The organism is Oceanobacillus sp. Castelsardo, from assembly GCF_001659985.1.
Lineage (GTDB): Bacteria > Bacillota > Bacilli > Bacillales > Amphibacillaceae > Oceanobacillus.
Window position 1 is genome coordinate 1 of record NZ_LYCS01000015.1, and the last position, 11,849, is coordinate 11,849.

Genomic DNA, 11,849 nt, shown 5'->3' on the forward strand with positions numbered 1-11,849 from the left:
ATGATCAGTTACTATCATACTTGTTCTTCCCTAACAACAGAGTTTTACGATCCGAAAACCTTCTTCACTCACGCGGCGTTGCTCCGTCAGACTTTCGTCCATTGCGGAAGATTCCCTACTGCTGCCTCCCGTAGGAGTCTGGGCCGTGTCTCAGTCCCAGTGTGGCCGATCACCCTCTCAGGTCGGCTACGCATCGTCGCCTTGGTAGGCCTTTACCCCACCAACTAGCTAATGCGCCGCGGGCCCATCTGTAAGTGACAGCTTACGCCGCCTTTTAAACTTCTTATTATGCAATAAAAAGTGTTATCCGGTATTAGCTCACGTTTCCGCGAGTTATCCCAGTCTTACAGGTAGGTTGCCCACGTGTTACTCACCCGTCCGCCGCTCTTTCCACTACTTTCATCCCCGAAGGGATGAAAGTAGCTTCCAGCGCTCGACTTGCATGTATTAGGCACGCCGCCAGCGTTCGTCCTGAGCCAAGATCAAACTCTCCAAAAAAAGTTTGTCCAAATTGACATCAATCAATTTGAAAATCTTAGCTTTTCGAGGTTAAATACCTCTATTTCTTGACATACTGGTTGTTTTGTTCAGTTTTCAAAGAGCAAATTTCTATGTTGTATTTTAAAAGCAACTTTTATAATATATCATATTCGATATATCATTGTCAATGTTTTTTTGAAAACATTTCTTGAATTTCCCCAACTCATTTAGTTGGATGGGCCTGAGTGGACTCGAACCACCGACCTCACGCTTATCAGGCGTGCGCTCTAACCAGCTGAGCTACAGGCCCATTATTTCAGATAATGGAGCGGGTGATGGGAATCGAACCCACGACATCAGCTTGGAAGGCTGAGGTTATACCATTTAACTACACCCGCATATAAAATGAAATTGTATTTTGTTTTCAGTCCCGACCAACATGCCTCTCCATCTACAAGCCAATTCAAAGAAGTGAATACTTCGAGGCAACTCGCAGATTATTCGGTAGAAGTATCGCTCGTGGCTGAGGTTATACCATTTAACTACACCCGCATATATAATAAAGTTTATACCTTTAATTCAGTCCCAAACAATATACCTCTCCATCCACAAACATATTCATGGAGCTAAACACTTCGGAGAATATTATTGATTATTTAATAAAAGTATTATAAGCAGACAAAACTATTTAAGATATATTAATAGAAATGGTGGACCCTGCAGGACTCGAACCTGCGACCGATCGGTTATGAGCCGATAGCTCTAACCAACTGAGCTAAGGGTCCTTAATATGAATAGCGGCGGAGGGGATCGAACCCACGACCTCACGGGTATGAACCGTACGCTCTCGCCAGCTGAGCTACGCCGCCATATTAAAGATAGAGTGGAGCCTAGCGGGGTCGAACCGCTGACCTCCTGCGTGCAAAGCAGGCGCTCTCCCAGCTGAGCTAAGGCCCCAAAACATTTATTTAGTGGTCGGGAAGACAGGATTCGAACCTGCGACCCCATGGTCCCAAACCATGTGCTCTACCAAGCTGAGCTACTTCCCGAATAAGCTGGGCTACTAGGATTCGAACCTAGGATACACGGGATCAAAACCCGATGCCTTACCGCTTGGCTATAGCCCAATAATCAAAAATAATGGGGCGATCGGTGGGAATCGAACCCACGAGTGCCGGAGCCACAATCCGGTGCGTTAACCCCTTCGCCACGACCGCCATAAGAATATGGCAGGGGTAGTAGGAATCGAACCCACATTGACGGTTTTGGAGACCGTAGTTTTACCGTTAAACTATACCCCTTTGACATTCATTTGTGATGGCTCGGGACGGAATCGAACCGCCGACACACGGATTTTCAGTCCGTTGCTCTACCGACTGAGCTACCGAGCCGTATTAATAATGAAGTTAAACCCTCTTTTAGCTCTCGCAATCCAATAGTAAGATGCCTATTCAGAGAAGAAAGACATTTGCTCGTCGTGTTGCAAGTAGTTTCTGTGAAGTTACACTCCTCGCAAGTCTGCAATTAGGAGCAAATTCGATGGTGTTTGCGACTCGCTCTACCGACTGAGTTACCGGGCCATTTCTTATGCATGGAGGAGGTAGAGGGATTCGAACCCCCGCGCGGTTTGACCCGCCTGTCGGTTTTCAAGACCGATCCCTTCAGCCAGACTTGGGTATACCTCCATTTTTAAATGGCGGTCCGGACGGGACTCGAACCCGCGACCTCCTGCGTGACAGGCAGGCATTCTAACCAACTGAACTACCGGACCATTTTTTATAAATGAAAACTTTTAGTAAAACTGGTTTCGCATTTTTCCAGATATGCACAAATGAATAATTTGGTTGCGGGGGCAGGATTTGAACCTACGACCTTCGGGTTATGAGCCCGACGAGCTACCAGACTGCTCCACCCCGCGATGTGAAGTGATATTAATTTTTCAACATACATCTTGGTTAATTAATCTCTCAAGATGCAACCTCTCATCTACTAGCATAATCGATGGTGTTAGATGCTTCGAGGTTACTCGCGGTTTATTCGGTAGAAGTAACGCTCGTTGCTCCACCCCGCGATATAAGGGAAAATTCTATTAAAGCATTGATGGTGGAGGATACAGGGCTCGAACCTGTGACCCCCTGCTTGTAAGGCAGGTGCTCTCCCAGCTGAGCTAATCCTCCGACGAACAGAATGTGTTAGTGCATGTTTTGCGACAAATCTTTACAGTAGTACAAGCATTCGCAGTCCAAGTACGTCGTGTACTTAACATGCCTTTATTAAAAATGGTGACCCGTACGGGATTCGAACCCGTGTTACCGCCGTGAAAGGGCGGTGTCTTAACCGCTTGACCAACGGGCCATAGTTTTTATGGCGGAGAAGGAGGGATTTGAACCCTCGCGCCGCTATCGCGACCTACACCCTTAGCAGGGGCGCCTCTTCAGCCTCTTGAGTACTTCTCCCTAATGGCTCCACAGGTAGGATTCGAACCTACGACCGATCGGTTAACAGCCGATTGCTCTACCACTGAGCTACTGTGGAATAATTAAACCGTAATTCACTTGTGAAGCCGCCAAAAAATTAAATGTGACAGTTATATACATTAGCATAAATCATTTTAACAGTCAATATCTTATAATATTTTATTTTTCTTTAACTTATGTAATGTTTTTCAACAGCAAAATCTATGATAAAACGACTTTCGAAATAAGTCAATACATTTCATGAAAAAAAATGAAAATATAAATTTTCCTGGAAATCCTGTTCCGACAATCGCTACTAAAGAATTTTTTCATCATGTAATACAATTTGCGAAAAAACATCAAATTGTTATCTTACATGATTTTGCTTATTCGGAGCTTTATTATGAAGAAAAGCCGATAAGTTTCTTGTCCATTGATGGCACCAGGGATGTTGGAATTAAATTTAATTCTCTTTCAAAAAGTTTCAATATGGCAGGATGTCGGATTGGTTACGTACTTGGTAACGAAGACGTTATTAAAGGATTAAATCGTTTAAAATCAAACCTTGACTATGGTGTTTTTATTCCAATCCAAAAAGCAGCGATACATGCTTTGAACGATAAATCAAATTTTAGTAGCGATTTAAGAAAAACGTATAAAAATCGTAGAGATGTTTTAGTAAATGGATTAAATGAAATAGGTTGGAAAGTGGAATCTCCGAAAGCCTCTATGTTTTTCAGGGCAAAAGTCCCATCCTCCTATACATCCACCGACTTTGCATATCGACTAATTGATGACGCAGGAATTGTTGTAACTCCCGGAAATGCATTTGGACCATCTTGTGAAGGCTAAGTTCAAATTGCCCTTGTACAAAACGAAGAAACATTGAGAAAAGCTGTAACTAACTTTAAAAATAGTAACCTATTTTCAATTTAATAACAGAAAAGGAAGGTTCTAGCTTGTCCTTCCTTTTTATATCTTACTTAAACATTTTCCTTATCATTTTTCCTGATGCTCTTCTCCCTATTTCCTCTAGCTATTTTTCGTAGTAATCGTAATAAATATGGAGTGTCTCGGAGGATAAATAAACTAATTTCTCCCTCTTTTGTTTTATATAACGGATTTGTCGCTACTAATTCCAATAAGAGTAAACGATGCACATTTTCTATTGAACCTTGATATATGGTAATGCCTTCTATATTCGTATTTCGAATTAATTTCCACATTAAATGTTTTTCTCTTAAACTTAGCTTTGTTAGCCGATAATACGTTTCTTTTTCTCTACTAGGAATTGATTGGAGAATATACTCCTTATCAGAAGTCCCCATTTACACACCCCTATTAACCGTTTCATTTAAATTTATTTGTATTTTTATTTTAACATGAAAATACAACACATTAGAAAAACGAACACATTGCTCATCATTAGCGAAGTGTGTTCGTTTCTCTTATACTATTAATATCCATGAACTGGTTCTATAACCCCGTGCAAAATTTGAAGCTGGCGAACTTTGAATTCAAACAAAGTTATTGGATCTTTATAAATTTCTGGCTGGTTGCTCATTTCATACAATAACTGTTTCTCCTTACTCAATTCCTTTTCCAATTCTTTTATAACCGCCTCTAAACTATGAAACGCATTCTTGAAAAACATTTCTATGTCACGTTGAATGGATTTTTCAAAAAGATCAAGTTGTAACATAAATCGATCAGTTATCGATTTTGTTATTTCACTATAATCTTTCGTTTCTATGAATTGTCTATATTTCTTAAAAACGAGATTCTTATTCTTTTGCGGAATGGATCCAAAAATTCTCCCTGCCCCTTTCATTAAAAACTGTGAAGAACCCGATCGCATTAATATATTGGCTTCTTCCAGTTGCACATTTCCATGGCACATTCGTTCTACATCACGAGCCCAGTCATCTAGTACACGTAAATCGCAATCAAATACCATCTTCTCTTTCCCACACATTTGATTAAAATTTGTACTAATTTCGTCTAAACTATCCTTAGAATCCTTAAGCTCCCTTTCACTCTCTTTTATCCATTCATCCATTGCAAAATGAAATACTTGGAATATATCTTCATTTACGTAATCATTCACCCTTTGATTCATTTCATCATTCAAATTAACGTGAATTTGTTCAAAATCACTATCCTTTGAAACAATATCCGCACATTCCCTTAATATCTTAGGAATTGTTTTTAACATATTTTCTCTTATCTCATGTTTAATAAAACGATAATTATTTTTTAATACACCGATCTTTTCATTTTGAAGATCATTCAATTGGCGAATAGCTTCGTATAATCTCTCGACGATTTCTTCGTTTCTCTCAATTGTATCTAAATAATTATTTTCTAACTCTTTCCGTTTATCTAGTAAAAAACAAAGAAACCTTTTCAGAAAGGATAATGTTTTGGTTGCTCTCTCCTCTTCTACACTAAAATCTTGTAATTTTATAGCTGATATAATCTCCGTCCATAGATTACTCGTATTTTCATGGAGATTCATTATACCTGCATTTGGATACTGCTTTTTAATCTTTTTCGTAAAATCAGCATCTTTAAATTCATTGTTTATTAAAAATAGAAAATTGATTTCCGGCATCTGTCCCTGCATTTGAATAGCCTCATCAATATCTGTATCTTTCTCTACAATGTATATAACCAAATCGGCTAATGATTGTTCTAAAAGACCTGGCGATTCCATTATATTAATCTCATTATTTTTAAACATCGATATTTTACATTGAATGAGGCCATTATTATTTTTGTTTGTTTCCATTGGAAGCAATGATTTAGATGTTTTGTTTAATTTCCATTTATCAAGTAAGGACGATTTATTTCCACCTATCAGAACATAATAATGCTGTAAATCCAATTGTTGCTTCATTTTCTCCCCTAAATGTGAATCTAAAATAATCCCTTTCTCGTCTGCCCAACCAGCCATTAATTCAAATAAGTTCACTGTTTCATGTAAAATTTGAGTTGAATCGGTAGAATAATGGAGCAATAAATCCTTTGCATTCTCGACTTCCACTCTATCAATATGAAAAGGATACAATTCATCCCATACCACTAAAGCTGATGCAGCAAGCTTTTCATCCTCACTTTTAGCAATTCGAAACCAGTTAAGGATTAAACTAGGAACGACATTTGATATTTCTTTAACGGAATAATTACTACTCATAATTTCTGCAAATGTTTTTTTATAAAGCTTTCGTAAATCCTTCCACTCATACTCGGCACTCGGTTCGAAGCTCAGAGATTGTTTACTTATTTCGAGCAGCCATGAAAAATATTGCTTCGTATCTTTATAATGATCCCAAAGCGCGATGACTAACTGTTCGTAACATTTTTTGTCAATCATATACAATTCAGTTAATGTAGGATAAAAATAATTTGGCTCTTTGTCCTGTACGAATCCCTTTTGCACATATGTCTTCAATACACGAAACCAATGAAGAGACTTCGTGCGAACCGCTTCCTTCTCAGCAAGGTGGAACGCCTCCCGCCAACTTTCCTCCTTTTCATAAAACGCTCTTGCTCTTTTTGTTACGTCTGGATAATCAGGATCTATGTTAACGGCTTTCTGAATCGTATTTTTTGCCTCAAGCAGCCGACCTCGTTGAACGTAAAGAAGAAACAATTGCAATAAAATTTCCATTTGCAATACCTTAGAGTCAGTTTGAATATCCTTATAATATTCTTCGGCAATCGCTAAAAAATCTAATTGTAAATGGGCATCGGCAATATTCTTTTGAGCCCAAGGAAGTAACTCATTGGACACGTTCTCCCACTTGAAAATCGCAGCTTCATAATCCTTGTTTAAATAATATATTTCTCCTTGAACAAAACGAATCTTTGATAAATCAAATACTTCTTTTTGCCTTTCTGCTACATATTTTTCCCCTAAAACTAGTAGAGCTTGTTTCTCATCATTTCCTTCTAAAAAGGTTTTGTAGTAGGATTTTGTCTTTAATTGATGATCCATTGCCATCTTCATCCCTCACTATAACGATATAATTAAAGGTAGTATTAAAACGTATAAACCCCTTTTCCATATGTATTCTTCCATATTAAAATTATGAATAAAAAAATCTCCCATTCATGAGAGACTTCTAATTTTATCGTTATTATAACAATCCCACTAACCTACTTAACTACGATACATTTCTTTCTTCCTTCTTATATATAAATCTATCAGCAATTCCCGAACCGAGTAGTACCCCAGTTACAATTAAAATAAAACCGAAGAAATGTGCTACAAATATGCTCTCTCCCAAAAAGAAAAAAGATCCGATTAATGCAAAGAATGGCGATAAATTCATAAAAATAGATGATTTTCCTGGTCCAATATATTGAATGGCATGGTTATAAAGAAATTGTCCTACTGCTGTAGCAAAAATAGCGGACGCCAGAAAGACAGACCATCCTGCAGCCGTTCCATCTTTTAAACTTTGAAGACCATTTGGTTCTAAAACAAGACTTAAACCAAATAATAAAAAGGATCCTATTAATAACGTTAATCCCGTAACGAATATAGCTCCCATTGTTTCTGTTGCTTTTTTTATGTAAATAAAACTTATCGCTTGAGAAAGTACTGCAAAGAATATATAAATATCCCCTATATTAAACGTTACCCCATTTGTATTCCCTATTAAAATGACTGTGGAAACACCTAATAATCCAAATACAATACCGATTATTTTAATTAAGGATAACTTTTCCTTTAACATAATGGTAGCGAGAATTGCTGTGAATAACGGTACAGTCCCTAAAACAAGCCCAGAATTAGAAGCTGTTGTCTGTGTTAAACCAACAGATAAAAAGTAATGGTGACCTAAAACGCCAGTGATGGATACTAGAATAATATATAAAAACTCTTTCTTATTTGGTATACGTATTTGTTTTTTTACGATTAAAACAGAACATACAATGATTGCTGCTAAAAAAATTCGGAAAGAAGTAATTGTTACAGCTGAAAATTCCCCTACAATAATTTTAATTGCGATTACGTTAAATCCCCACATAATCATTACCAAAAGTAACTGAACATATACAAGTGACTTCCTCATTCAATCCCCACTTTCATCCCCTACTCAAATCAAGGGTACACTTATTTAGATTGCAACTCAAGAAGCTGCTACTCTACAAAAAGAAAAAAGCCCCTCAATCGTTGAGAGACTTTACTAATTTTACTTATGTCCATCATTTAATCTTCTTGCTTCTTCGGGGCTAGACATTTTTGTTGCACCTTTATAACGAAGCCCTACATCACGGTCTGACTCTACTCTACCGCTTTGCTTTAGCTTTTTTTCTTGACGATCTCTACCCATATGAACAACACCTCCTCATGTTAACATGAGTTTTTTTAAGGATTTTATTCATATTTTTAATAGGCGATCAAAATGGAGGATGAAAAGGACCAAGGTCGGCTAAATGCGCAACGTCCTGTTGCAACGCCGACACTAACACGTCCTGTGCGTCGCAATTCGAGGCGGCGTAGCTTTGAGCATAAGTAAAGCTTCTCCGATTCCGCATCGCACGTAGGAAAAGTGTTCTTCTTTTCCAAGGAGCGGAATGTACATTAAAAGGGGTACATGAGGAGCGGAAAAGCTAGCCAACAAAGAAATGCGAAGTGTCATTTTCACCGGACTTTTTGAACAACCTCTTTCAGTAAGTCCCGTATATCGTCATCGGTTAAAGTTTGTAACATGCTATCTTCAGGATCAATCACTTCTTCTATCAAATGACGCTTTCTCTCCTGAAGGTCGTTCATCTTTTCTTCAATGGTTCCTTTTGCTATAAGTTTCAAAACTTGAACCGTATGCTTCTGCCCCATACGATGTGCTCGGTCAGCAGCTTGTTCCTCTACAGCAGGATTCCACCAGCTATCGTAGAAAATAACCGTGTCAGCACCTGTTAAGTTTAGTCCCGTTCCACCAGCTTTTAACGATATGAGAAAAAAGTCTCGCTCCCCTTGGTTAAATTGATTACATAACGTTACTCTCTCACGTGAAGGAGTATGTCCATCCAAGTAAAAATAAGGAATTTCTTGATTAACGAATTCTTTACCAATGAGATCTAACATTTTTGTAAATTGGGAGAAGATTAAAACCCTTCTGCCGGATTGTTTTGCTTCTGCTACAATTTCCATAAGCTGATCAAATTTAGCGGAACTTCCCTTATAATCATGGACAAATAATACTGGATGGCAACATATTTGTCGCAGTCTAGTTATACCTGCAAGAATTTTAATCCTATTTTTCCGAATCGTATCTTTATCCAAATGTTTAAATGTGTCATGCCGTAACTTTGCTAAATATCCTGCATAAAGCGTTTTTTGTTCAGGGTATAATTCACTATACTCTACAGATTCCTTTTTCTCCGGTAATTCTTCTAATACATCTTCTTTTACCCTTCGTAACATAAACGGTCGAATCCTTCTTGCTATCTGTTTTTTCGTTAATTTACTATATTCCTTTAACCCTAAAAACAATTCCGGAAAGACAACATGAAAAATCGCCCAAAGCTCCTCAAGGGCATTCTCCATTGGGGTTCCTGTTAATGCGAAACGATGGTCAGCTTGTAGTTTTTTAACTGAACGAGCGGTTTGTGTTAAAGGATTTTTAAACATTTGTGCTTCATCAAAGAATATCGTATGAAAGTTTTCCCTCTCATACATCCGAATATCACTACGCAATAATGGATAACTCGTTATGAGGACATCAACTTGATCCCTTTTATGAAAAATTTCCATCCGATCTGATTTTTTTCCATCAACGACAATCGCCTCGAGTTCAGGTGCAAACTTCATCAATTCGGAAAGCCAGTTATACGTGACAGAGGATGGAGAAACAATTAGTACCGGAAGTTTTCTCTTTCGTATATCGGGGAGTTCCGATAAAATGTATGCTATACTTTGTACCGTTTTTCCAAGTCCCATATCATCAGCTAAAATACCACCAAAACCAAAACTTGCCATCATCTTCATCCAACGATATCCTTGTTTCTGGTAGTTTCTCAACGTTCCCTCTAACTTATCTGGCACGTTATATTCATTCGAATCAGGGTCACTAATTCTTTTTAAAAATTCCCGAAACGAGTCCTCATACGATAGTGTTTCATCACTTTCTACAGTATCTAAAAGTCTCAATCCTTGAACAATTGGAACATCAAGTCCTTTTTCTAATTGGTCGTCATCTTGAAGAGGCACTTGTCGCAAAAAGCGTTCGATTTCCTCTAATTCCTTCGTTTCCAACGAAAATAACGTACCATCTTTTAATCGGTAGTATTTTCTTTTTTCTTCTAATGCTTCTAATACATCTTTTATTTCACTTTGTGGAATTCCATCCATATCGAATGTAAAATGAAGCCAATTCGTCCTTTCTTTACGATGTTTAACCTTAATTTTTGGCTTCCAGTTTTTACGAAAAATCCGATTTCTTACCGCCGTAGTAGCATAAACTTGGGTCAGCCTTTGTAATTTCGGTAAGACATGATACAAGAAATGATATTCCAATTCTTCATTATGGAGATAATATCCGCTCTCCGTTTGGTTTAATTGACCTTCCTCTTCCACAAGCTGAAGAATCTCTTCTTCCTTTTCCATGTCCCTTATAATGATCGTACCAATTTGCTTTTCATGTTTCTCTAATGGATTAATGACGACATGATTATAATGGAATTCCAATCCTACTAATAATCGATTTTTCAAACGATCTATATATAATTTCGCCTGCAGTGGATTTTTTTTGATTTGGTCTGTAATGGAACCAGATAAGTGGACCTCTCCAATTTTCCTTAGAGCTGGAACCAACTTTTCCATATAGTATGAGATTTGGTTTGTAGGAATCGGGATTTTATCCGTTTTAGAGAACTCTAACATTCGCTTAAGCTCTGCTAGCCGTTCCATATCTAGAGAATTTATTCGAATAAGTCTTCCTTGATATAAAACAGTATTATATTTTGTCATGAGTTTCATTTTCTGTAATCCACTAATTTTTAATGAAAATCCTTTTTTCTCATCACCGAATTCAAATACAAGTGGAAGTAATTCATCAGATTGACGGATTCCAATAAAATGTTGTTGATCGTATTCCAATGTGACATGACTCAAACTTTCTATCAAAGGAACAAGACTATCCCATAAGGAGACTGGAATCAGGATTTGTTGTTTAGGAAGATTACTCTTTGGATTACTCGGTAATGCACGTTGATATATTTTCTCGTCATCCATTACACGAATAAGATGTTGCAAAATCATATCCGAATCTTTATCAAAACAATATTTTTCCGGATTGTATGTAAATTGTTGTGAAACGAAATACGACTCCCCACTTCTCATCTTAGCCAGAAATTCACGAATATCTTTAATTTTTGTAGATTCAATCGATATCTCTATTGCGAACATGTCATAATTAAGATTCCCTCGAACTACTTTACAGAAAAACGTTGGAAAGATTGTGATTCTATTTTCAAAGTAGTTCTGTGTACCACTTTTCATTATTGGTTTATCTTGAAATAATTTCACAATTTCATCCGAAATACCTGCCTCTGTTTCACTCGTTTGCGGTTCCTCACGATTATCTTGATGTTGTAAAGCAATAAATACTGCTGCAACGTGTTGACAATCTTTCTGGAAAGAAGATAAGGTAGGGCAGCTACAAGTCGCATTAATTTGTCCATTTTCTTTTCGTATCATAACATGAAAATCCTCTACGCCTTTCACTGTAGCTTTAACCTCGTTCTCCGATTCTTCCTCAATCATTACTTTTTGGTTGCGAAAAAACGCCTCCCCCTTTTTAAAGGAGACCGTACCACATCGTTCTTTGATTTTCCTTGTATGTAGTTTTAGTTGCATGTGGGTGCCCCTTTCTAAAGGTTTTTTATTTCAATGTATCA

The 11,849-nt window shown here is 37.6% G+C and carries 6 protein-coding genes, 17 tRNA genes and 1 rRNA gene; 1 reads left to right on the top strand and 23 read right to left on the bottom strand.

Features of this window, described 5'->3' with window-relative positions; all coding sequences use genetic code 11:
• The 18 genes from A9178_RS17255 to A9178_RS17340 form a co-directional block, all read right to left on the bottom strand.
• A 16S ribosomal RNA gene (locus A9178_RS17255) occupies positions 1-498 on the bottom strand; the annotation flags it as partial.
• Between the two features lie 218 nt (positions 499-716).
• Positions 717-790, bottom strand: a tRNA-Ile gene (locus A9178_RS17260).
• 14 nt (positions 791-804) lie between these two features.
• Positions 805-878 (bottom strand) — tRNA-Gly (locus A9178_RS17265).
• Between the two features lie 310 nt (positions 879-1,188).
• Positions 1,189-1,265: transfer RNA gene (locus A9178_RS17270), tRNA-Ile, on the bottom strand.
• Between the two features lie 10 nt (positions 1,266-1,275).
• Positions 1,276-1,349, bottom strand: a tRNA-Met gene (locus A9178_RS17275).
• 15 nt (positions 1,350-1,364) lie between these two features.
• Positions 1,365-1,437: transfer RNA gene (locus A9178_RS17280), tRNA-Ala, on the bottom strand.
• Between the two features lie 15 nt (positions 1,438-1,452).
• Positions 1,453-1,529: transfer RNA gene (locus tag A9178_RS17285), tRNA-Pro, on the bottom strand.
• A 6-nt stretch (positions 1,530-1,535) separates the two neighbouring features.
• Positions 1,536-1,607, bottom strand: a tRNA-Gln gene (locus A9178_RS17290).
• A gap of 14 nt (positions 1,608-1,621) precedes the next feature.
• Positions 1,622-1,697, bottom strand: a tRNA-His gene (locus A9178_RS17295).
• A gap of 10 nt (positions 1,698-1,707) precedes the next feature.
• A tRNA-Trp gene (locus tag A9178_RS17300) sits at positions 1,708-1,781 on the bottom strand.
• 17 nt (positions 1,782-1,798) lie between these two features.
• A tRNA-Phe gene (locus A9178_RS17305) sits at positions 1,799-1,871 on the bottom strand.
• A 201-nt stretch (positions 1,872-2,072) separates the two neighbouring features.
• Positions 2,073-2,165: transfer RNA gene (locus tag A9178_RS17310), tRNA-Ser, on the bottom strand.
• Positions 2,166-2,174: 9 nt separating this feature from the next.
• A tRNA-Asp gene (locus A9178_RS17315) sits at positions 2,175-2,251 on the bottom strand.
• A 70-nt stretch (positions 2,252-2,321) separates the two neighbouring features.
• Positions 2,322-2,398, bottom strand: a tRNA-Met gene (locus tag A9178_RS17320).
• 183 nt (positions 2,399-2,581) lie between these two features.
• A tRNA-Val gene (locus A9178_RS17325) sits at positions 2,582-2,657 on the bottom strand.
• Between the two features lie 103 nt (positions 2,658-2,760).
• Positions 2,761-2,835, bottom strand: a tRNA-Glu gene (locus tag A9178_RS17330).
• A 10-nt stretch (positions 2,836-2,845) separates the two neighbouring features.
• A tRNA-Ser gene (locus A9178_RS17335) sits at positions 2,846-2,936 on the bottom strand.
• A 4-nt stretch (positions 2,937-2,940) separates the two neighbouring features.
• Positions 2,941-3,015, bottom strand: a tRNA-Asn gene (locus A9178_RS17340).
• A gap of 182 nt (positions 3,016-3,197) precedes the next feature.
• On the opposite strand from A9178_RS17340, the gene A9178_RS17345 reads away from it, so the two are divergent.
• Positions 3,198-3,788, top strand: coding sequence for an aminotransferase class I/II-fold pyridoxal phosphate-dependent enzyme (locus A9178_RS17345; protein ID WP_082918260.1), 591 nt, complete (start codon positions 3,198-3,200; stop codon positions 3,786-3,788).
• Between the two features lie 131 nt (positions 3,789-3,919).
• On the opposite strand, the gene A9178_RS17350 is transcribed toward A9178_RS17345, so the two are convergent.
• The 5 genes from A9178_RS17350 to A9178_RS17370 all read right to left on the bottom strand — a co-directional run bounded on the left by A9178_RS17350 (position 3,920) and on the right by A9178_RS17370 (position 11,808).
• On the bottom strand, positions 3,920-4,264 hold the full coding sequence (locus A9178_RS17350; protein WP_068677520.1) for a hypothetical protein: 345 nt from the start codon (positions 4,262-4,264) through the stop codon (positions 3,920-3,922).
• 128 nt (positions 4,265-4,392) lie between these two features.
• Positions 4,393-6,942 (bottom strand): tetratricopeptide repeat protein, encoded by a 2,550-nt coding sequence (locus A9178_RS17355; protein ID WP_068677522.1) that lies wholly within the window; start codon positions 6,940-6,942, stop codon positions 4,393-4,395.
• 163 nt (positions 6,943-7,105) lie between these two features.
• Positions 7,106-8,020, bottom strand: a complete 915-nt coding sequence (locus A9178_RS17360) for a DMT family transporter (protein ID WP_068677524.1) — start codon at positions 8,018-8,020, stop codon at positions 7,106-7,108.
• Between the two features lie 120 nt (positions 8,021-8,140).
• Positions 8,141-8,281 (bottom strand): YpzI family protein, encoded by a 141-nt coding sequence (locus A9178_RS17365; protein ID WP_068677526.1) that lies wholly within the window; start codon positions 8,279-8,281, stop codon positions 8,141-8,143.
• A gap of 311 nt (positions 8,282-8,592) precedes the next feature.
• The gene (locus tag A9178_RS17370) at positions 8,593-11,808 is read right to left on the bottom strand and encodes a DEAD/DEAH box helicase (protein ID WP_068677528.1); all 3,216 of its coding nucleotides are present in this window, start codon (positions 11,806-11,808) and stop codon (positions 8,593-8,595) included.
• Between the last annotated feature and the right edge of the window lie 41 nt (positions 11,809-11,849).